Origin of the sequence: Dysosmobacter sp. Marseille-Q4140 (assembly GCA_018228705.1) — a bacterium.
Lineage (GTDB): Bacteria > Bacillota > Clostridia > Oscillospirales > Oscillospiraceae > Oscillibacter.
The window spans coordinates 753457-773467 of sequence record CP073694.1; the positions used below are offsets into that span (position 1 = coordinate 753457).

Consider the following 20011-nt stretch of genomic DNA (forward strand, 5'->3'; position numbering starts at 1 on the left):
TTTCTCTCCGTTTTTTAATCCTCATCCCCGGCCTTAAAGTTGTAGATGGGGCGGATGATCCTCCTCACCTCCGCCGTGGGGCCGATGTTGTCCAGAATATCCTGCATCCCCTTATAGGCCATAGGGCACTCATCCAAGGTGGCCTTGCTCACCGAGGTGGTGTAGACCTCTGACATCTGCTTTTTGAATTCAGATACCGTGAAGGACTGTTTGGCGTCCGCCCGGCTCATCAGGCGGCCGGCGCCGTGGGGAGCGGAGCAGTTCCAGTCCTCGTTACCCTTGCCCACACAGAGCAGGCTCCCGTCCCGCATATTGATGGGGATGAGCAGCTGCTCGCCCTCTTTGGCGGACACAGCCCCTTTCCGCAGGATCATGGCATCGGTGTCGATGTAGTTATGGATAGTGGTAAACTGTTCCTCCACATGGAGCTTCATGCCTTTGATGATCTCATCCATCATGGCCTGCCGGTTAAGCATGGCGAAGTGCTGGACGATCTTCATGTCGTGGATATACTGCTCAAACAATTCTCCGGACACATAAGCGAGAGCTTTGGGGATGTTAGTTTGCTTGATGTTTTTCAGTTTCTTCAGTTCTTTCTGGATTTCATTCTCCCGGCCCTCTGCCTTCATCTGAGCCACCAGCGCCTGCAGGGAGGCATCGTCGGTACGGTTGAGCACCTTGTAGCCCGCCTCCTGATAGTAGCCGGCCACCTCCACGCCCAGATGACGGCTGCCAGAGTGGACCACAATATAGAGATTCCCTTCGTCGTCCTTGTCTACCTCAATGAAGTGGTTCCCGCCACCCAGAGTGCCGATGCTTTTTTCTGCCCGGAGGAGATCCACATGGCGGGCGCAGCACAGTTCGCTCAGGTCGATCTCATCGAGATAGCGGTGGGCCTTATCCCGTATGGAGAAGCCGGAGGGGATCTTCTCATAGATCAGCTTGTCCAGCTTCTGAAGTTCCAGCCGGCCCTCCCGGATGCGGGTGGTTTCCATACCGCACCCAATGTCCACACCCACCAGATTGGGCACCACCTTGTCGGTGATGGTCATGGTGGTGCCGATGGTGCAGCCTGCCCCGGCGTGGATGTCGGGCATGAGCCGGATACGGCTGCCCGCCGTAAATTCTTGGTTGCACAGTTCCTGAACCTGTGCGATGGAGGCGCTGTCCACCACATCGGTGAAAATCTTGGCCTCGTTGTATTTTCCTTTGATTTCGATCATGGTTTCCTCGCAATATTCTATGGGGCATGGCCCCGTCAAGTCATTTCATACAGCAGGCCAGCGTTGTCCTGCACCAGTTCCAGATGGGAGCGCAGCGTTTCAAGTCCGCTTTGTACCGCCTGGGTGGTCAGATCCCAGTCTGGGGCAATTTCAGCGGCCAGCTCCGGGAGGTCCTGCTCCCGCAGAACTGCCAGCAGTTTAGACGCTAACTCTCCCTCCAGCAGAGCACAGTCCAGGGTGTCCTCCGTCTGGGGAGCAGGAAAACGGACATCCAGATCCAGTTCGCTCTCACACCAGTCCCAGATGGCCATATAGACCGCGCCGGAGCAGTCGCCGTTGGACAGTTCCTGCCGCCGGCCGTCTTTGAGAAGAAAAAAGGATGCGATCTGTGACATAGTGGTTCCTCCTGTATGTTATTCTTTTTCCATCAGCCCTTCTGCCTGCATCCGGATCACATAGAAAGCCCGCACCCAGTCCAGCTCCTGCTCCATGGATTCCTCCAAAGCCAGCAGGCGGCGCTTTCCCAGCCTGCGGTCCAGGAGGGCAAAGATGCGGACAAGAGGATTCTCGCTGACAAGGCTTTTCTCAATGCTCTGGTTGTCAAAGATACCAAACGCCTCATAGAACACCTTTTGGTCAAAGGTGCCCTGCTCCAGCGCAAAGGCATGAGCCTGGTTGATGGCCTCTTTTGCGGAGTCGCAATCTTTCAGCGTTGTGGACCGCAGGTGATGAAATTTTGTCCACACATTCTCAAAATAGGTGTAGTAGTTGCTCCGCAGCACTTCCACACCGTCCATGCGAATGGCTGCCCGGCCCTCATGGTCAGCGCTTTTGCTGTAACTGGTGGCAAAATACTGGATGTGGCCCCGGAGCGCCGGGCACAGGTAATCATTTTCCAGCTTGTTCCGGATTCCGCTCCAAGTTGGCATAGCGACCGCCTCCTTTCGGCTGTGGCTGCGGGTAAGGTAAACTTCCCAATTGATTAAAATTTAAAGATTACATACAATCCTCGATATATGATCGTTCTATAAATTCTTTTACTGCAAATAGATCTGTAAACTCCACATACCGGGGAAATCCGTCCGCATTATGTGCTGAGTAAGTCAAATGGAACATATAGTAGATGTCCCTTCCTATTCCGCTTCTGACAACATATAGCACATCATCATTGGAATCACACTTCGCAACCGCCCGGATTTTTTTGCCGGATAAGAAGTGGCCTTGTCCTATTTCTTTGTTTAGTTCAACGACAAATGCTCCGTCCGCCTGTGTGAGGGGAAGCAGATACCAGTTAAAATCCTTACCATATTTATCGTACAGATCACAGAACATTTCTTCTAATGTCATTGTTCATTTTTCCTTCATCCATTTACAGTTCAGCTCTCAACCGCCGCGCTGTTTTTATTGCTCATTGAGATACCTCGCCAGTTTCTTCTCCAGCAGTTCTGTCATATCATTGCAGAGGCGCTTTACCTTGTCCTGCTCATGGGCGTAGTACCAGATGGTTTCCTCTCCGGGGCGGAGCAGGAGCTGGTCGCCGTCCGCTTCTTTCCAGAACTCGCCCAGCACACAATACCTCTCTCCATGGATGGTCAGATCAAACATCCCGGAAAGGGAAAGGATCACGCCTGTGGATGCCTGGATGCCTGCGGTCAGCAGGAAAAACTCCCTCACCTGGGACGGGAGCGTGAAGTCCAGCACGCTTTCTTGATTCCCAATCTGCTCCTCCGTGGCGGCAGGCTTGATCTCATCAGAGGTGTCCAGCACCTTTGCCAGCGCCTTGGAGAACTTGGGGTATCGGCCAAACAGCTCCGGGTGGCTGGCCTTGAATTCCTTTTGCTTTTCCCGCTGCACTCGCTCCTGCTCCTTGCAGAAAGCGTCCAGTTCGGCCAGATACCGCTCCTGGTAGAGATTGCTGGCTTCAAATGCTAAGCCGCTCTTTTCCAGAATGGCGATGGCTCCCTTTTGGCTGCCAAACACCGGGACCCACTGAAAACCGTGTCGGCAGGGCTTCAGTTTCAGAAATTCACCCCGACTCAGCAGGGCTTCCAACTCCGTCTCATGTTCGTCCCACCAGTTCTGCCAGGTTTCAGGTGTTTCCCGTCCCTCAGCCAAGTCCAGGAGTTTTTCTGTCAATGATTCTTTGTTCATGGGTGTCCACGCTCTTTCTCCGCCATCACTTCCACATTACTCGGTAGCACAAAGCTCATTCATTTTTGGAATCAGTATTTTATCCATCCATTGACAAACAACCTCAAAGGCATTGTAAATCTTTTCTTCATTTCCTATATCAAGATATATTTCATTGTCTCTTAAACTGTAAAACAGCGGTTGTGTGTTGATGTCTGGTTTGGCATAACCATAAGGGTCGTATGGACGGGTGTTGATTATATAGCAAACCTCTATGCTTATGCTATCCTTTGTGTTCCCGCCGAATGAGGAAAACGCAATCATATAGGTGTAATTTTTACTGTGCCTCGTAAGTGTTTTGTCGGATTTTTTATACTTGAATCCTAAATGCCCGTACTTTCCTTGCAACTTGGTTCCAAGCATTTGCATTGCTTCGCTAAAGTTCATTGTGCCCCCTTCATTTTCTCATCGTAAAAATAAATATAGTTCATTTCTCCGTTTCAGAGGGCGCAGGAATAGATGCTCATGGCCCCGTAATCGGTGTGCAGGACAAGTCCGCTCTTGGTAAAGGCAAAATTCACCTGCCGCACCACAAAGGGGTCGTCAATGGTGGCCAGCAGCTGGCCGCTTCCGGTATCCCACAGCTCTATGGGGGAGCTGCCACGATCCTGCTGAACGGCCATCAGGCTGCCCCTTGTCCTCACTGTACAGGTATCCGAAAAACTCAGCCCCTGCCGGACAGAAAATGGGAAAGGATTGTCCATCTCCTCTCCGGTCTGGGTCAGATAGAACCTGCCGCCCACTGAGAAGCACTGGTCATCCGGAGAGAAGAAGGGATGCCAGCCCTCATTGGGAATCACCACTTTTTGGGCGGACTTCAGATCGACCAGCACATACTCACCCTCGGTGACGCGGTAGGCCGCTTTGCTCTGCCGGGGAGAGAGCATCCCGAAGCAGTAATAGGCAAAATTCGGGTCTTTTGACTTCTTGCATTTTACCGTTTCCCGCCACACCTCTGTGTTGCTGCCAAAGTCAAAGACAACAATCTCCTCGCCCGTGTACCACAGGGCCAGGTCGCCGCTGACATCCAGCATGGTCTTCATGCTGTTTTTCTTGTTGGCAAAGGGTGTGATTTCATGGGTGCGGAGTGAGAACTGCTGGAGAAGATAGCTGTTATTCAGAAGAAGGGTGTCATTGGGGCAGAGAACCTGCTCATAGGTCATTCTCTTTGCACCCAGGGGAACTGTTTCGAAGATCTCCCCGCTGCCATCGAAGTGATAGAGGGTTTCGTCCTCAAAATCTCCGACCACCCTCGTCAGGAAGAAGTCGTCCCGTGTGAGGGCGGCAGCCAAGGGCATAAAGCCGTTGCTGTCCTTGCCGACAAACCGATGGCACCGCGCCTGCCCAACAGCGGCATCCGGATTCTGATAGACAAATCCTTTCCGCATTTGGCTCATCATGGCGCTGGCAGTCTTGCTCTTGACCTGGAAGACGGAGTCGCACAGGATCTCCTTGACCTTCCCGCCATTCAAGCAGGTTCGGATGGTATGTCCGTCAATTTCAATCCGCCACTGCTTATTTGTGGCGGGGTTGAGGAAGGTTTTTTCAATCATGGTTTTGGCCGTTCCTCCTTTCGGATCAGGATGCTTTTTCCCTCGGAGTTGATGCTATAGAGGTCATCCAAATGGATATGGAATCCATCCTCACGAACGGTTTCTGCCATTCCCAAAGCGGCTTTCGCCAACAGGAGCAGCCCCGCCCGGTTTCCCGTTAGCTCCAATTCATTTCCATCGGCATGAGTGGTAAAGGAGAGGTGGGCTTCCGGCTCTACCGGAAGGATGGGCAGTTGTTCATCATTCAGTTGAATGGTCAGTGTTTTGGGTTTCATCGCTTGTATCCCACCTTTTGAAAACTCCTCAATCAAAATCCATCCAAACCAGGTGCTTCCCGCAGTGGAGGCACTGGAACAGATAGCATTGCAGATGCCCGCCATTGACGGATTTCTGAATCATTTCCTTATGTTCGTCATCCCACATTGGATCGTCCAGCACATCCTCCAGCACACCCAGCGCCCGCAGTTCTCTGGCACCCACATGGCCCAGATAGGCGCAGTAGTCGCCGCAGTGGGCGCGCCAGTATTCCTGCTGCCAGCCACAGTAGCCAGGCGTGCGGTGGATCAGCTCGTCCAGTCGGGCCGGGTCCTCCACGCCATCGTCCACGGAGCAATCGTCCTGGAAGCTGCCGTCATATTTCCGGGCCGCCTCGCCGCTGGAGATACACTCCGGGCACAGACACTCAATATCCTCCACAGCGTAAAAGGGGCCTGTATAGAAAATATGGGTCGTCTTGCCGCAGCAGTCGCAGGCAACGCCATCCGCGGACTCCTCAAAAGCGCCGGTTTCCAGCGGATTGGGGTGATACCGGAAGGTGGGCAGGCCCAGCCGAGCCTGCCGCTCCTTCTCTTTCTGCTTTTCCTCCAGCGTTTTGGGCTTGGGGAGAGCATAATGATTGCCCCAGTTTTCCGCATATTCCTTCAGCGTGCCCAGCCGCTTGAGTGTTTTTTTATCGGAACGATTTCCGATTTGGCAGAGCAGTTCGTAGGCATCCTTCTTGAAGTCCAGCAGATCATACACATCCACCAGCACCTCCTTGGCCTGTTTGTCTTCCGATAGCTCCAGTTTCTCCTTGAAGGTATAGAGCGCGCGGACACTGTCTGGATTTCCTTTTGTCTCTCGAAACTGTTTTTGGAGTTCAATGTATTCCTTCAGATATTCGTTCATGGTCACAATCTCCCATCAATCCCACCAGAAGTACCAGACGGTGGACTGCCACAGGGCATCTGCCAAGGAGCCAATGCTTCCATCCTCATTCTGATCCAGATCCGGGCAGAAGCCATACAGTTCTACCGCCACATCCATGGCCTTCTCCTTGGGGACGGGGGCCGGAAGCAGGAACTCCAGCTCATCGTGGCTCATGGCGGCAGGAACTGCGCCGTACTGCTCGAACCAGTATTTGGCCGCAGCCATCAGGTCCGGTGTGTCGGGACAGTCGTTCCAGTTTCCGAAGGGCAGGTATGCGAAGATCTCCCAGGGATTCTTCACCGGGATCTTGGCCAGGATAAGCGGATAGGTCATCTCCGTATCATCATCCCAGTAGCTGGAGAAGCGGTCGTTGGGTTCTCCGCCCTCCATCTCGCCCAGGATCTCCTCCTCCCAGTCCATATCGTCATCCTCGGCTTCTTCCTTGCGCTGGCCGGTCAATTCCTCCAAAACCGCCTTTCCGTCCTTGACGGGGGCAGAGAGTATCTTTTTCCGGTACTCCATTACAGTTTTGAGGTCAAATTCGTAAAAGTCCGAATCATTCTCCGGGTCGGCGTTCATCACCAGACACTCCAACAGCGTTTCGTCATCCGCCTTGATGAGCACCGGCACAAAGCCTTCTTTGACACTTTCCCGTTTGGCATAGCTGTATGCCGACATGATGGGATCATCGTCCTTCATGGAGGGGAAATAGGTGCATTCACAGTCCAGATACTCCATCAACGCCTCAGCCAGTTCGGAGGGTTCCAGCGTGTCCTCGTCGAAGTCCTGTCCCTGCCAGTTGGTGAAGCGTTCCTCGATCACCTTTGCCATGGCCTGGTAGTAGTCCTCGTCAAAGGGGATAAACAGGTAGGCTTCATCTTGGAACTCATTGGAGTGATACCGTTCCGGGCCGAAGAAGCGGAGGGCGTTGTCATCAACATCGGCAGGATAGTAGGGGCTGTCGCCCTCTCCATAGTAATAGCCTGCAAAAGCACGGCCTTGCTGATTGAATAGCACAGAGAACAAGCAGCCATCCAACTCATTCTGGATGAATGCCCGCAGGTCCACGCTGGCAGGGTCGGCTTTGACCTGCTTGGCCACTTCACCGTATTCTTTCAGGAAGTCCTCGCCCATCAAATCATGCTCCATGCACCAACGCAAGTAGATGGCCATATGGTTGTAGGCATTGATGGGGTCGATGGGCAGCCCCTTCTCCTCAATGCTCTCGATATGATAGGAGGCATCGTCCATCTCACCGTCAAAATCATCATTGGAAAGGGTGCCACGAGTGATAGCATCCTGACGGTCAGGCTCCACCACAAAGCTGATGCCGTTCATTTTGTCCAGCAGGGCGTCCGCGTCATGGGCCAGCTTATATTCCAATTCATCCCGGTAGAGAGGGATCACCTGATAGAAGTTGACCTCCTCGCCACTCGGCAGGATGCAGACCTCGCTGCCATCTTCAGTGTCCTGGGGACCGGTCAGAATGGCGGCGCACAGCTTTGTGTCTTTTGCAAAGTCATCCTCATTGTCCATGGTATGGCCAAAGCCCAGCCAGGTATCGCTGACAATGGGCAGGCGGGCCATGGTTTTCAGCAGGCGGATAGGCCAATACCACCGCTCATCCTTCAGATCCTCATGCTTCAGCTTCCAGTTCCCCGGCAGTGCGATGGCCAGCTCCGCCCGCTCCAGCTTGTATTCGGCCAGTTCCTCCGGCACATTCATCCGGTGGGCGCCCATGCCCATGGTGACCAGGGTGTAGTAGTCACGCTCCTCGGAGGGCGGCACCACGCAGATGTCCACATGGATGTCCGGGGAAGAAAGTTCATGGAACACATTCTCGTACTTGCCGAAATACTGCTGGATGTGCCCCTCGACGGCTTCCATTTCTTCCTCGGTGTAGACCTCGGGAACACCGGTTTCTTCATTCTCGGGCGCTTCACCGTCCGGGTCATCGTCATCATCGTCAGGGTCACCGCCCGATGACGCCCAGGAGATTTTCAGGGTCATCTGCTCTTCCGGCAGTCCGATGCCAGGGCTGCGGGTGATGGTATGCTTGTCATCTGCCGAGAATCCGATGGTCTCCCCGTCGAGGAGTTCCACATCATTCTCCAGCACATAGGACACAAGGCTGGCCAAAAAGTCCCGCAGGTCACCCGGATCGGCGTCGGCACCCAGCACCTCCATCTCGTCCTTGCCGAACACATCCATACCGTAGGTATAGCCATTCATGCCATGCTCATCCCGCCAGAGGCCAAACCAGATCCAGTTGAAGATGGGCAGATCGCCGCTGCGCATCATGTCGGCAAAGCCCTCATAGAACCGGGGCTCAAACACCACGCCGCTGGTGTAGATGCCGGTGGCATATTTCTGGCGGCAGCAGGTAGCCACCAGTTTGGTATAGAGCTTGCCCTTTTCCAGCAGATCTTCCTCTTTGCCCAGCACTGCTACCATCAAGTGGGCACAATGCTCCTTAGCAACCTTGACTGCATCCTCCCACATATAGTTGTTTTCCGCGTTGGCCTCGGCCTCGCCGCCGGGGATAGGATAGGTCGCCAGGCTGACGGCGGCGAGCATATCGCCTACTTCGAATACCAGCGCGTCGTCGTCCTTCTCCTCACTGGCGTCGTATTCCTCCACGGCGATGTTCCATTTTTCCTTCATGTCCCGGATGAACTGCTCTTTGTCCCATTCTGCCTTGGACAGCAGCACAAAGCCGGTGAAGACGCCTGTGTGGTCACTCTCATTCTCGGCCTCTGCCTCGGCCCGCTTCGCGATCTCCTTCTGGCACTCCTGAATCACCGTCGGGGCATCCTCGTCTTCCGGGTCCAGCTCCGCCCACCGCTGGGCGTAGGGGATGGCCTTTTCCTCCTGACCATAGAGATACTGATAGGCATACGCCATCCGCATATTCCACTCCGCCTTGTTTTGGCCCTCCTCCTGGACGGACTCCAGTACCTCGATGGCTCGGCGCAGGGCCTTATCTACCTTATAGTTAGGGGTACCCTCGTCGTGGTCCCCAATGATGGCATAGTTCTCCAGCGCCCGTGCCATGGCGTAGGCAATGCGGTAGTTCCGCCAATCCTCCGGGATGGCATTCAATGCCTGGATGCAGCGGGTGTACTCGTCCTCGTCGTTCCACTGCTCGATCTGTGCGAAGAATTCTTCTTCGTTCTGCGGGGTGTAAGGGATATCCTCCATGCCCGTCAGCGTCTCGTCCAGCTCGGGGACCTGATCCTCATCGTCCGGCTCCTCCTCGGGCGGCGTTTTCAGGTTCACAGTACCTGCTTCCCGACGGAAGGTGTGGAAACTGGCCCAGGGGATGTCGCTGTTCTCGAAGAACTTCTTTGCCATCTGGAGCGCCGTTTGGATGTCCCAGGCAATGAAGTCCACATAGCCGCAGAAGAGGCCGGTGGCTCCGCCGGTGAGGGTGAGGATCTCCGGGCTGTCGCCGGTGGTAAACACTTCTTCCAGCTTGTCCCGGAAGTCAAAGATCTTCTCCGATCCTTCTTCCTCCCGCAGGGTATCCAGGGGATAGCAGAAGAAGCCCGCCACTGCGCCGTCGGCATGGAGTGCGTCCATGAAGTCATTGTCGGCATTCAGATAGCCGTTGATCAAGGGCGCACAGCAAGTGGAGCCGACCATCACATCCAGCCGCCAATCGGCGTCGGGGTCTTCATTGGGTTTCATTTCGTAGCCAAGATAGCTCTCCAGATAGGCTTCCGGATCGGTGGAGAGTTCCAGGCCCCGCTCCTTCAGAGCGTCGGGAAGCTGGGACATAAGCATGGACGGCTCTGCCTTGGGTTCCTCCAGCACATCAAAGCTGTCTATATATCTCATGTGGGGGATCTCGCCCAGCACTTGGTCGGTGAGGGTGGTGAGCATCCACCAGACTCGGCCTTCCGCCTCCCGGAGCATGGGCAGCAGTTTTTCACAGTAGGCGGAGATGGCGAAGCTGTTTTCACCCTGTTCCTCCAGCCAGATCTGCACATCATCTCCAGAGATGTCCCAGCCATCGTCGGTGCGAAGGCCGATGTTTCGGATGGGCTGACGGCCCACAAGGATGTTCCAGTGCTCCAGCACCTCCTTGGAGGCGTGCTTCTGGAAGTAGACCAGCTCAAACAGCTTGACCTTGTCACCCTCCGGGGTGAGGATCAGCTCGTACTTCTCGCCGTTGAAGCCCATCTCGAAAGAGATCTCATCAAAGACCTGGTTCAAAGCCCCTTCCATTTGGGCCACGATTTCGGCGCCGCGGGTGTGGTCTTTGTCGTCGTCCATCATTTGGCGCAGTGACCCTTCCATTTCGGCAAAGGTCTCCCACCAGTTCTCTGTCCGCTCCCGGAAGCACTGCGAGAACTGAGGCAGAGAAATGCCCTTCTTGCACCAGTCGATCAGCTCCATGGTGTCCTCGTCACCAGGGCGGGCCTCCAATGCCTTTTCAAAGTATCGCAGGGCACGGCCCTCCTGATCCAGATAAAAGTAAGAGTAACCCATGCGGAAGTTCCAGCAGTGGTCTCCCTCGAAGTATTCCTCATGGGGTTTCAAGAGAGCGATGGCCTTTTTGAGCAATGCACGGTTGGAAGGTGCCCCCAGATTGTTGTAAGCCCGGGCCAGCTCGCTGTCCATCTCCGGGGTGCGCTCCTGGGCAGGAATAGCCTCCAACGCGTCGATGATCTTCTGGTACTCGCTGTTTTCATTCCACTTCTGGCACTGCTGTAAAATATCCATATCCGGGTCCTCCTCGTCCTCATCCGGTTTCCAGTCTTTGATCTGCTGGAACACGCCATGCTCATCCCGCTCAAAGGCACATGGGGCGGGGGTGTTCAGCAGAAGGATGATGTCGGGATCGTCGTTGCAGATGGTGTTGAGACCGTAGATCCCGGCGCTGTTGGGGTCGTCCATGTACTCGTCACTCTCATCACCGGCGGTGAAGCGCCAGCCGCTGTCCCAGTCGCCGTCCGGCTTCTCCCGGTAGCAGTAGCCGACCTTGCAGCCCTCCACCGTGATGCGGTTGGTGGCAATGCAGCCATCGGCACCCTTCCAGTCAGAGAGTAGAGGTTTCACATCCTCCGCTTTCACATGGTAGTCCCGGTTGCGGCCAGCGGACTCGTACAGTTCCTTCCGCAGCGCCTCCACATCCCGAGCCATCTCCTGGATCTCCTCGTCGTCCATCATCTCACTGAGGTCATATTCCTGCGGATTCTGGGCAAAATCCGCCAGTGCCTTGTTCATGGCGTCATGTTCCTCTGGCGTGGCGGTGATGCGGATACGGCGGGCGGGGGTGTTGTACTCGTCCAGATCCTGAAGGTTTACACTGCCGCTGATACTGCACTCCAGCAGGATGGCGGCCAGGTCGGTGACCACATCAATGGCGAAGTGGAAGTCCATTTCAACACCACTGGAGTGGGTGAACTCCAGATACTCCACAGTCTGGCGGAAGTCCCAGTTCTGCTTGTCCAGCCCGATCTTGATAAAAATCTCGCTGAGGGGGATTTCTTCTTTCTTCAGGTCTTCCAAAAATGACACAAGGTTCAGGCTGTCGTCCGAGCCTCCGATAAAGTTGCCCCAGTATTTTTTGATATACATCTGTCACGCCTCCTTTTATTCCGGCCACTCATCTCCGTCACAACGGCTGATGAAGTCATAGTGCAGGCTCTCAAAATAGTCGTTGGGATAGGATTCACCGTCCTGATGAAGCTCCAGCCCCTCCAGATCCATCATCTCATTGATATATGCAAGGGTATCGTGGATACCCGCAATATGTTCGTCCTGAAGCATCTCGGCCAGCACATCTTTCTGCTCCGGTGTCAGTGTGGCGAGAAGATCATTCTTCGCCTTGTTGTCCTCCGTCTTGGGAAAGCCATCACCTTTGACCCACAGGGCCGTCATGCTGTCTTTCCGCTCCACAAGGCCGTCAATAAATGCTTTATACAGTTCCAGCTCCTTGCTCATGGCAGATCCTCCATTCCCTTTATTTCCGGATCAAGCTCCCGTCATCAATGAAGGCAGCCTCGCGGATGCGCCGGAGGGATTCCGGCTCCAGCAAAAACTCCCGCAGATTCGGGTCCTCAAAGAAGGACATGGGACGCACCTGCGTCGGACCGGCAACCGCCCACAGCCGCGATGTTGCCAACCGCTCCGCTGTCTGCAGCGCCTTTTCCCGCTGCCCCAGATAGAAATAACGGGCGATTGCGTCCCGATAGGAGGAGTCAGCCATGGGCACGCCCTGGATCTCCTCAAAGAGATCTACGGCATCCCTGGCGGTTCCGAACATACAGCAGTGGTTATAGAGCTTCCGCCTGGCATCGGGATCGTCCGGCGAGAGCTTTTTATTCTGTTCCACCAGCTTTGCCCAGAGCTGCTCCTTCGTTTGAGGTTCCTCCGGTTCATGGTAGGGGTAGTTCTTGTCGTTGTCCGCAAAGGGCATAACGCCCCGCTTGAGGTAGTCCATCAGGATGTCACAGAACCGATCCCGCTGGGGGAGGCCATTCTCAGCCCGGATGCGCGCCTGTTCCTTCGTCAGCGCCTCCATCAGCTCCTGCTCCCGGTGGAGCCGGATGGCCGCCACCGTCATGGCGATCATGTGCTCATCGCTCACATTGCTGTAATACCACTCCTCCAGCCAGGGAAGGGTGGTCAGATCCAAAGCCAGCGCCTTTTCATAGTCCAGGTTGAAATAGGCGACCTCGGCCTTGACAGCTGCTACCTGATGGGGGTATTTATCGGCAAAGGATTCCAGAGTATCCAGGGCCTCCTCCCTGCCATCCATGATCTCATAGCAGACCATGCGGACTTTCTTGGGAAGTTTCACGACATCCATGTCGACGCCTCCTTCAGTCTTTTTTCTGTAAGTAGTAGGTTCCACACCGGCCCCACAGCCGGGTGTCCAGGCTTTCCTTCTCCCTCCGGTTGCAAATTACTTTCTACAACCATAACGGTGGGATAGGTCAATTCGGTGTCAATCTATCCTCCAAGCGTTTCAGGTAGGTCGCAGGAACCACCTTTGTCAGCCAGACTCCATTGGCGGACAAATAAAAGCAATATCCGTCCCGGTGCATCTGTCCGGCATCCACCAGATAGATCACAGGTTCTCCGTGCCGGCGCCCAACTTTCTCCGCTGTTTCCTGATCCGGTGAAAGATGAACATACAGGCGGCTCTGGGGGAGCAGGCCCTGGGCCTCGATGGAGGCAGCAAACCGCCGGGCCGTTCCGTGGTACAGCGTCTCCGGTGGTTCAGTCACGGGGAGTTCCACATCCACCTGGACAGAGTGCCCCTGGTTGGCCCGGATTTTTGTCCCGTCCTCGCTGAAGGAATATCGCTGCTTTTCATCACGACCCACGATTTCCTCCAGAATGGCCCGGTTGATGGGATATTTCCTGCTGATACCCGCCAGCAGCGCATTGACATCCGCCCAGCCGTGGGCATCCAACTGGATTCCAATGACCTCCGGCTTGTGCCGAAGGATCAAACTGATATATTTGCTGATCCTTGTGAGATCGGGTGTTGTTTCTCTCATGTTGCCCTCCGTATTCTCAAATTGACTCCACTCGGATAATGGGCCGGTAGAAGTCATAGTCGCCGTTCAGTTCCTTGTCCTCCTGCACTTCCGGCTTGCAGTGGGGCGAACAGGGCAAGAAACCGAGGAAAATTCCAAGTCCGCCGCAGATGCTGCGCCCGCCATCACCGCCGCAGGTGGTAAACTGCTCGGCCTTCACAACCTCCCGCATATATGGGTCATAGGCAATGGACAGGCCGAAGAAGTTGGGCTCCTCCATATCGAAGGGCTTGTCCTCATCCTCCGGGCTTTCGAAGTGGTGCAGGTGCATGGAGTAGTCCATTCCATCTCCCCAGGGGAACAGGGTGCGGCACCTGCCGCCGCACAGATAGGCCCACTCGTCCGCCGTAGGCAGCGAGAGTCCCTGCTTTTCCAGCCCGGCAAGAAGTTCATCGTAATCAGTGCGGTTATAGATACAGATCTGAAAGCCCTTTTCCGTCCGCTCAATGCGGGCTGACTGGTGCATAGTAAGGCTGTCAAGGTCGCTCCAGGCAAACTCCCGGCCATCTTTCTCAAATATGCCGGTGGTACAGTTCTGGCCCCAGCGGTCAAAGGTATGTAGACCAAGAAAAGTCATATCATAACGAGCAGCCAGGCTTTCCATCAGCGCCTGTTTCTCGGTGGTTTCCAGTTGATCGAATTGGGTGCGGAATAAATTTTCGTTCACAGTAGTCCTCCTTCGATCCTTTCTGCGTGTCCCAGCAGATAGCGCCGGCCATCCTGCTTGGCCTGCTCCAAGTATTGTGGAAGCAGGCCGGAATGGATGGCATCCAGCGAGACCAGAACCGCGATCCGCTGGTATTCCTGTAATTCGAGGGAATAACAGTTCCGCTCCCAGAACAGCGGAGCGAACTGTTCCACACAGTCAGGACGCAGAGCGGGCATCGCTAAAAGCGCCCGCCGGCTCACATATTCATTGGGGTCCTTTGCGAAGTCCAGGATCTTGTCTTTGACTTCCTGGCTGCACGGACATTCTGGCAGATAAGCGGCAAACTGCCACTTGGCCTCACTCTCATTGGAGGCTGCGGCCCTGCGGCAGAGGCACTCGAACCATTGGCGATGGGAAGTGGTCTCCTGTATAAACCCCTCCGCTTCGTTGTCCCTGGCGATCAGATAGACCATCTCATCCAGTAGGACGCTGTCTGCCGTTTCTGCATCCATTTGGGTCAACACATGGCAAAAGGCACTGTAAGTATCATTCCAGTATGGATAATCGACTTCCCACTCACCGCCGAGTTCCTCGCTGGTTTTGCCGGGATAAGTGGCTTCCTGCCATTGATGGAACTTTATTGCCTGCTCCAGTAGGCGTTCACGAATGCCCTTTGCCATGTGCTCACCTCACAATTTTCCGAAATGGTCCAGATATAAATCCCGCACAGAATAAGGGCCTACAAGGTTCGTTTCCTGCCGGCCATCCCAGGAATACACATGAATTTTGCCCTCGTCCCCAATGTACCGTTGCTCCTCAAAGGGTGCTGGAAAGGGAAAACTCTCTACCATGCTCCAGTCGATCTTGGGTTTCAGCCCATCAAGCTCCTCGCGCTTGAGCCTTTTGAAGTTAAACACCAGTGCTGCCCCAATCCCATCGAACAGCAAGTCTGCGTATTCTCTGGGGGTGATGCTCTCGCTCACATTGGCGGCATCAACATTCACATCCAGAACCTTGTTGCCGCAGTTTGTCCAGATTTTATCGGGAGAGAACCAGGTGGCGCGTTCCGCAGCGTCTGCAAAGTCCTCACGGGGATACCATCCGTTTGCGCTGTCCGGCTTGACGCCTTCCCGAAGCTGCCCGTTGTACGGGGAAAGCGGATAATATCGGTGCCGCACCGGATCAAATCGGCCAAAGGCAATTTTCAGCAGATACCTATGCTTTTCGCTGCGCATGAGCTTATGGGGCTTCACGATATGTTCTTCGATCAAACTCCAAATGTACTCATCCACACGGATGGATACACGGGGGCGGCCGAATAGTGTGATTTTGTTGGTGTCTGTATCCACATTGAGCCAGACACGATTGATCTCAACCATTGTCATTCCTCGCTTTTACCAAGTACCCCGCCATAGAGAACACCGTTTTTTCCGAGGAACAGCATCTGGCTGCGAAGCAGGCTGCACTGCTCCACAGCGACCTTGTTTCCGTCACAGGTGGGAATAGCCTCCTGTTTTTGCCCAAGGTGATCACCATGAGCGGTAAGGAAGTAGAATTTGTCCCGTTGCTGGTATCCGCCTTGAAACAGGAAGGCATTGCCGGACGGGGCAACAGAAAAAGCTCCGCTTCCTTCGATTGGCAGTTCAAACACAAGATCCTCTTTGAAGTTCGTCCGCACCAGCTGGAATTCATCGTAATAATAGAACCACAGGTTTTCTTCTTCGTCCAGGCTGATGGCATAGCAGTCATAGATGGAATACTTCTCATTCTTCCAGAGAGGAGTTCCCCCCGATGTCCATGCAATCAGGCCGCAAGCGCCCAGAGGTTCATCCCAACCGTAATTACCAAATACACCTTCGTCAAAGTAGCTGGTAATGATGGTGCCATCTTTTTTTACCACACAGTCTTGAATGCCATCCCCCAGGCAGAAACGGGACAGCACAGCTCCGTCCCGGCTGACGATCCAGGCGTTCTGGTCGGGGCCGCTTTCCCGATAGGCGCATCTTGCCCCCAGCAGGAGGAAGTGGTCACCTGCGGGCCGCAAATAATGGAACTGGAACTTCAAGAGGCCAAGAGGAAACAGCGTCGTTTCCAGCACCCGCTGTTCCGCCCAATCCAGCTGGATCTCCACTGCGGTATAGGTGGAAGGAGTGCTGAGCCAGTCCTTACCCTGTGTTTCGGACGGCTGTTCCATGAGAAGATAGACTTTTCCATCCCTTGCCGTGAAAAAGTCTGTCACTTCTGTGCCCTCCAGATGGTTTTCCCGGCGCAGCTGGTCCAGGTCAATGATGGAGAACAACGGCAGATTTTTTGCTTTTAAGGATTTGTTCATTGGGACTCCTCCTGGTCACTTTATCGCTCCATCATAGGTGTGAGTTTCCCAGATGGACTCAAATTCTGCTTTCTCTATTACACAGGCATGGAACTCCTCGCCCCAGACATGGGCGTTCAACTCCACCACGGTGGGGATCGGCGTGATCTCGATGGCGCCGTCGTAAAGGTCAGGGATGTTACGGGTGCGGCAATCTGCAAAGATGTCGATGGAGCGGAGGGCCAGCCGCTCATTTTCGGTATCCACTTCATAGAGGATGACCGATGGTTCACCCTCCGGTGCGCCCTCCCAAAAGAGCTTGATGTACTCGATCTTGCCAAGATAAGTCCGCATCGCTTTTTCATCGGCACAGGCTACTCGGATCATTTTGGCCAGCATCATCAAATCGTCGATGTATTGGGAGTAGACACAGAACACATCCTCGTCGGAGTCGAAGTGAAACAGATCCTCGCCGCTGTTGCCTTCCTCGAACTCCCGGATCACACCCCGGACCAGCCGTTCCCAGTCTCCGCTGCTGCCGGTCAGCCCCAGCCGGCAGAATTCTTCTACCCGGAATCCGTCGCTGATTTTCAGCAGAAGGGAGATTGCATAGGGGTGGTGGGGAATGAGAAAGAATGGCGCGATCTGCTCCGGCTTCACCCAGATTTTGAAGGGCGGACGCGGATCGGGTATCCAGGGCAGCATCTCCCACTGGTCGTCCGGTCTGTTTCCGTATTGGGAAAAGTCTTTCATGTAATCCCTCGCTTCCCGGCACATCAGCAGCCCAGTTGTCCTCCGTTTACCGGGCGGAAGATCCTTCGGCCCGCCAGCAGTTCCTCCAGCTTTTTGGCCAGCGCCTCCACAATGGCGTGGCAGGGGTTTTCGTAGCCCACGATCTCCAGCCTTTGCAGCTCGACACAGTGGAGCGTTCCATAGAAGCCCAGCATAAACTCCGTCAATTCAGCAATCATCTGGTAGCCTTCCATGTTGTTCACATCTGTCTGGCCCTCTTTTGCGGTCATCAGCCCAATGATCCCCACCGCCACGGTGAAGGCGCCGCAGCAAGACTGCTCGGTCTGCATCCCAAGGCCCATGACAGAGAACATCTTCCGGGTCTCCTCGGACAAATTCAGATGGTAATATTCATTGCAGGCCATGAACATCGCCTCGGCGCAGGTCAGTTCCGTGCCGATGTGGTAGTGGTTGACCAGTTCATAGAGTTTCATTGTTGCCATACCATACTCCAATCGCAAAGCATTTCATTCTGTGTCACTCTGCGCAGCTCGTCCCGCACCTCCATCAGCGCAAAGCCCAGCAGGTTTTGTCCCCGCCACTTCATCGGGTCCTGGGCCTCCGGGGAGCTGGCCGCAAGGCGGATTCCCCAGATGGCATCATAGGGGCTGGCCTCCACCAGCACGCTGTCCCCGGTGGAAAGGAGAAACTCCCGCAGTTCGCGGTTCTGGCTGAATTTGTGCCAGTTGCCAAGCAGCACAATGGCGTACTTGAACTTGTCCCATACCTTCTGCTCAAAGCCCCGCACCTTGCGGCCCAGAGCCTTGATCTGCTTTTGGTCGCTGCATTTCAAAATCTGGTCCCGGATCTCTTTGTCGCCGAACAGCTCGGCCTTGGCAGCCATCATATACTGCTCCATGCAGAGGTAGGAGTCAGCCGTCGTATAGAAGTCCTCCATCCACCACTGGCTGAGGCAGCTTTTTGTCAGCTGGCCGTCCTCGGATAGCTGATGGCCCCAGAACAGGCACAGCTCCCGCTTCCGCCCGGCGGCAAACTCCTGCTGGAGCCACTGGCGGGTGTACTTTGGCTGGCCTTCCGGCTGCCACGCATCCACCCAAAAGTCACCATGCTCCAGTACCTCGCTGCTGTCCTCGTCATCCCACCAGCCCCTCCAGGTCACCGGCTCGGGAAAGAGAGTGCGGTATTCCGTCCGCTCCTCCGGGGAGAGGGTGTCCAGCCAATCGCCAAATCGGTCTATGTAATCCTCCCCATAGCCCATGCGCCAGCCAATGGAGTATCGCTCGATCTCCCGGTGGGCCAGCCAAGGGGGAGGCATGATTTTCTTATCTTGTAGTGCCATATTGTTTTCCTCATTTCTCTTGCAGCTTCTTCAGCAGCTTCACGATCCGCTCCCGGTTCTTTGCGGTTTTCATGAAGGTGGGGAGATGGTCGGCCTGAGTCTTTTTCTGGCTACCCGATGGCTTTTCCCGCAGGTCGGCGCTGAGATAGTCGATCAGATAGGCAAGGTGTTCCCGGTTTAGGGCCCAGACTGGTTTACCCTGGAATGAGGTCAAAAACCACAGTTCCAGGCCGAACCAGGGGTCCTTGCCGCCCTGAATCTCCGCGCCATAGGAGAAAGCCTCCGCCGTTTTGTGTACCGCGCCCGGCATGGTTGCCCCGCAATAGGGACAGGCCACATGGAGGACGGGAAAGCGCTGCTTTGCCTCATCTTCAATATCCACCCGATAGTACCTGCCGCAGTTCCTGCATTGGTTATGGACATCATAGCGGTAGACCGTCCGATCCTGCGTCATCCGGTGGCCGCAGCTCAAGCAGCGGAAATAGGCGTCATCCTCATCCGCTGTCACCACACCCGCGCCATGGCACTTGGGGCATTTTACCTGGATGCCGGTGGTGAAGGCGCTGTAGGCACTGTGGGTGAAATAGGGTTCATCAACGATTCGGCTCATGCGCCCACACACTCCTTTCAGGTAATTACTTTCACAGCCGAAATCGAAATGGTCTCAAATCTTTTGTTTTGATTGTCAGATCCGAAACGCTCTCTTGCAGGACATTTACCTGTTCCAAATACTCCGCAGGCGCATGGATTTGCTCCAGATAGCCTGTATAGCGGATAATCTGATCCAGCGCCCGTTTCCTGTATTTTGCGATTTCCCCCAAATGGGAATAACTGCGGCCTGACACATAGCTTGGAACATCGATAGACCGAATTGTTTCTATATCAAGCGCCCCATGCTCCTCTTTCTCAGATTTAATGGTGGCCAGCATATCTTCCGCAGAAAAACGGATGCCGCGTTCGCAGAGAAACCGCAGTTCATCAAACAGGTGGTTCGCCACAAAATGTTCAGCCAAGGGCTCAAAAATTACATCATCCTGATACCAGCCTCCGTGGGCGCAGGAGATCAGTTCACAGTAACGCTTATCTGTGATCCACTGGCGCAGTATCTCTTTGCTCCCGCACATCCATGCGTCCAGCCGGGCTTTTGTTTCTTCGGGGCTATCATAGGCTGTTCCATAGCAGGGCAGGCCATTGGCTTTCAGCCACTTGGTCACTGCCTTGCTGAATTTCGTGTAACTCATGTGATGCC

Annotated in this window: 22 protein-coding genes; all 22 read right to left on the minus strand. The window is 54.7% G+C overall.

Annotated features, from left to right (window positions below; genetic code table 11):
• Positions 1 to 14 precede the first annotated feature (14 nt).
• Positions 15 to 1223, minus strand: coding sequence for an RtcB family protein (locus KFE19_03620; GenBank protein QUO38611.1), 1209 nt, complete (start codon positions 1221 to 1223; stop codon positions 15 to 17).
• Positions 1224 to 1258: 35 nt separating this feature from the next.
• The gene (locus KFE19_03625) at positions 1259 to 1618 is read right to left on the minus strand and encodes a hypothetical protein (GenBank protein ID QUO38612.1); all 360 of its coding nucleotides are present in this window, start codon (positions 1616 to 1618) and stop codon (positions 1259 to 1261) included.
• Positions 1619 to 1636: 18 nt separating this feature from the next.
• Entirely contained in the window at positions 1637 to 2152 is a 516-nt protein-coding gene (locus tag KFE19_03630; GenBank protein ID QUO38613.1) for a hypothetical protein, read from the minus strand.
• Between the two features lie 67 nt (positions 2153 to 2219).
• On the minus strand, positions 2220 to 2570 hold the full coding sequence (locus KFE19_03635; GenBank protein ID QUO38614.1) for a hypothetical protein: 351 nt from the start codon (positions 2568 to 2570) through the stop codon (positions 2220 to 2222).
• Positions 2571 to 2624: 54 nt separating this feature from the next.
• Positions 2625 to 3374: an SMI1/KNR4 family protein gene (locus tag KFE19_03640; GenBank protein QUO38615.1), complete on the minus strand. Its 750-nt coding sequence runs from the start codon at positions 3372 to 3374 to the stop codon at positions 2625 to 2627.
• Between the two features lie 36 nt (positions 3375 to 3410).
• Positions 3411 to 3800, minus strand: coding sequence for a hypothetical protein (locus tag KFE19_03645; protein QUO38616.1), 390 nt, complete (start codon positions 3798 to 3800; stop codon positions 3411 to 3413).
• 53 nt (positions 3801 to 3853) lie between these two features.
• Entirely contained in the window at positions 3854 to 4966 is a 1113-nt protein-coding gene (locus KFE19_03650; GenBank protein ID QUO38617.1) for a hypothetical protein, read from the minus strand.
• Positions 4963 to 5241 (minus strand): hypothetical protein, encoded by a 279-nt coding sequence (locus tag KFE19_03655; protein ID QUO39513.1) that lies wholly within the window; start codon positions 5239 to 5241, stop codon positions 4963 to 4965. Before KFE19_03655 ends, KFE19_03650 begins: the two co-directional genes overlap by 4 nt.
• A 28-nt stretch (positions 5242 to 5269) precedes the next feature.
• On the minus strand, positions 5270 to 6133 hold the full coding sequence (locus tag KFE19_03660) for a CbrC family protein (GenBank protein ID QUO38618.1): 864 nt from the start codon (positions 6131 to 6133) through the stop codon (positions 5270 to 5272).
• 15 nt (positions 6134 to 6148) lie between these two features.
• On the minus strand, positions 6149 to 11740 hold the full coding sequence (locus tag KFE19_03665) for a DUF2185 domain-containing protein (GenBank protein QUO38619.1): 5592 nt from the start codon (positions 11738 to 11740) through the stop codon (positions 6149 to 6151).
• A gap of 15 nt (positions 11741 to 11755) precedes the next feature.
• Positions 11756 to 12106, minus strand: coding sequence for a hypothetical protein (locus KFE19_03670; GenBank protein QUO38620.1), 351 nt, complete (start codon positions 12104 to 12106; stop codon positions 11756 to 11758).
• Positions 12107 to 12125: 19 nt separating this feature from the next.
• A complete protein-coding gene (locus tag KFE19_03675; GenBank protein QUO38621.1) occupies positions 12126 to 12974 on the minus strand; it encodes a hypothetical protein in 849 nt (282 codons plus the stop codon).
• A gap of 127 nt (positions 12975 to 13101) precedes the next feature.
• Positions 13102 to 13671 (minus strand): RNA 2'-phosphotransferase, encoded by a 570-nt coding sequence (locus KFE19_03680; GenBank protein QUO38622.1) that lies wholly within the window; start codon positions 13669 to 13671, stop codon positions 13102 to 13104.
• A gap of 16 nt (positions 13672 to 13687) precedes the next feature.
• Positions 13688 to 14377 carry a hypothetical protein gene (locus tag KFE19_03685; protein ID QUO38623.1) on the minus strand — a complete coding sequence of 230 codons (690 nt, stop codon included), beginning with the start codon at positions 14375 to 14377 and terminating at the stop codon, positions 13688 to 13690.
• Positions 14374 to 15039, minus strand: a complete 666-nt coding sequence (locus tag KFE19_03690) for a hypothetical protein (protein ID QUO38624.1) — start codon at positions 15037 to 15039, stop codon at positions 14374 to 14376. Before KFE19_03690 ends, KFE19_03685 begins: the two co-directional genes overlap by 4 nt.
• Positions 15040 to 15048: 9 nt before the next feature.
• On the minus strand, positions 15049 to 15744 hold the full coding sequence (locus KFE19_03695; GenBank protein ID QUO38625.1) for a hypothetical protein: 696 nt from the start codon (positions 15742 to 15744) through the stop codon (positions 15049 to 15051).
• On the minus strand, positions 15741 to 16691 hold the full coding sequence (locus tag KFE19_03700; protein QUO38626.1) for a hypothetical protein: 951 nt from the start codon (positions 16689 to 16691) through the stop codon (positions 15741 to 15743). The genes KFE19_03695 and KFE19_03700 overlap by 4 nt, the downstream gene beginning before the upstream one ends.
• Positions 16692 to 16706: 15 nt before the next feature.
• On the minus strand, positions 16707 to 17423 hold the full coding sequence (locus KFE19_03705; protein QUO38627.1) for a hypothetical protein: 717 nt from the start codon (positions 17421 to 17423) through the stop codon (positions 16707 to 16709).
• A gap of 23 nt (positions 17424 to 17446) precedes the next feature.
• Positions 17447 to 17896 carry a C_GCAxxG_C_C family protein gene (locus KFE19_03710; GenBank protein ID QUO39514.1) on the minus strand — a complete coding sequence of 150 codons (450 nt, stop codon included), beginning with the start codon at positions 17894 to 17896 and terminating at the stop codon, positions 17447 to 17449.
• Positions 17893 to 18762, minus strand: coding sequence for an NADAR family protein (locus KFE19_03715; protein QUO38628.1), 870 nt, complete (start codon positions 18760 to 18762; stop codon positions 17893 to 17895). Before KFE19_03715 ends, KFE19_03710 begins: the two co-directional genes overlap by 4 nt.
• Before the next feature lie 10 nt (positions 18763 to 18772).
• Positions 18773 to 19372 (minus strand): hypothetical protein, encoded by a 600-nt coding sequence (locus tag KFE19_03720; GenBank protein ID QUO38629.1) that lies wholly within the window; start codon positions 19370 to 19372, stop codon positions 18773 to 18775.
• 31 nt (positions 19373 to 19403) lie between these two features.
• Positions 19404 to 20003 carry a hypothetical protein gene (locus tag KFE19_03725; GenBank protein ID QUO38630.1) on the minus strand — a complete coding sequence of 200 codons (600 nt, stop codon included), beginning with the start codon at positions 20001 to 20003 and terminating at the stop codon, positions 19404 to 19406.
• Between the last annotated feature and the right edge of the window lie 8 nt (positions 20004 to 20011).

What these genes read in the sequence shown, in the direction of transcription:
- KFE19_03620 (QUO38611.1), bottom strand. Translation starts at nt 1,223, where the DNA reads ATGATCGAAATCAAAGGAAAATACAACGAGGCCAAGATTTTCACCGAT.
- KFE19_03655 (QUO39513.1), bottom strand. Translation starts at nt 5,241, where the DNA reads ATGAAACCCAAAACACTGACCATTCAACTGAATGATGAACAACTGCCC.
- KFE19_03680 (QUO38622.1), bottom strand. Translation starts at nt 13,671, where the DNA reads ATGAGAGAAACAACACCCGATCTCACAAGGATCAGCAAATATATCAGT.
- KFE19_03650 (QUO38617.1), bottom strand. Translation starts at nt 4,966, where the DNA reads ATGATTGAAAAAACCTTCCTCAACCCCGCCACAAATAAGCAGTGGCGG.
- KFE19_03690 (QUO38624.1), bottom strand. Translation starts at nt 15,039, where the DNA reads ATGGCAAAGGGCATTCGTGAACGCCTACTGGAGCAGGCAATAAAGTTC.
- KFE19_03640 (QUO38615.1), bottom strand. Translation starts at nt 3,374, where the DNA reads ATGAACAAAGAATCATTGACAGAAAAACTCCTGGACTTGGCTGAGGGA.
- KFE19_03675 (QUO38621.1), bottom strand. Translation starts at nt 12,974, where the DNA reads ATGGATGTCGTGAAACTTCCCAAGAAAGTCCGCATGGTCTGCTATGAG.
- KFE19_03660 (QUO38618.1), bottom strand. Translation starts at nt 6,133, where the DNA reads ATGAACGAATATCTGAAGGAATACATTGAACTCCAAAAACAGTTTCGA.
- KFE19_03630 (QUO38613.1), bottom strand. Translation starts at nt 2,152, where the DNA reads ATGCCAACTTGGAGCGGAATCCGGAACAAGCTGGAAAATGATTACCTG.
- KFE19_03720 (QUO38629.1), bottom strand. Translation starts at nt 19,372, where the DNA reads ATGAGCCGAATCGTTGATGAACCCTATTTCACCCACAGTGCCTACAGC.
- KFE19_03625 (QUO38612.1), bottom strand. Translation starts at nt 1,618, where the DNA reads ATGTCACAGATCGCATCCTTTTTTCTTCTCAAAGACGGCCGGCGGCAG.
- KFE19_03665 (QUO38619.1), bottom strand. Translation starts at nt 11,740, where the DNA reads ATGTATATCAAAAAATACTGGGGCAACTTTATCGGAGGCTCGGACGAC.
- KFE19_03670 (QUO38620.1), bottom strand. Translation starts at nt 12,106, where the DNA reads ATGAGCAAGGAGCTGGAACTGTATAAAGCATTTATTGACGGCCTTGTG.
- KFE19_03710 (QUO39514.1), bottom strand. Translation starts at nt 17,896, where the DNA reads ATGAAACTCTATGAACTGGTCAACCACTACCACATCGGCACGGAACTG.
- KFE19_03695 (QUO38625.1), bottom strand. Translation starts at nt 15,744, where the DNA reads ATGACAATGGTTGAGATCAATCGTGTCTGGCTCAATGTGGATACAGAC.
- KFE19_03635 (QUO38614.1), bottom strand. Translation starts at nt 2,570, where the DNA reads ATGACATTAGAAGAAATGTTCTGTGATCTGTACGATAAATATGGTAAG.
- KFE19_03700 (QUO38626.1), bottom strand. Translation starts at nt 16,691, where the DNA reads ATGAACAAATCCTTAAAAGCAAAAAATCTGCCGTTGTTCTCCATCATT.
- KFE19_03715 (QUO38628.1), bottom strand. Translation starts at nt 18,762, where the DNA reads ATGGCACTACAAGATAAGAAAATCATGCCTCCCCCTTGGCTGGCCCAC.
- KFE19_03645 (QUO38616.1), bottom strand. Translation starts at nt 3,800, where the DNA reads ATGAACTTTAGCGAAGCAATGCAAATGCTTGGAACCAAGTTGCAAGGA.
- KFE19_03725 (QUO38630.1), bottom strand. Translation starts at nt 20,003, where the DNA reads ATGAGTTACACGAAATTCAGCAAGGCAGTGACCAAGTGGCTGAAAGCC.
- KFE19_03705 (QUO38627.1), bottom strand. Translation starts at nt 17,423, where the DNA reads ATGAAAGACTTTTCCCAATACGGAAACAGACCGGACGACCAGTGGGAG.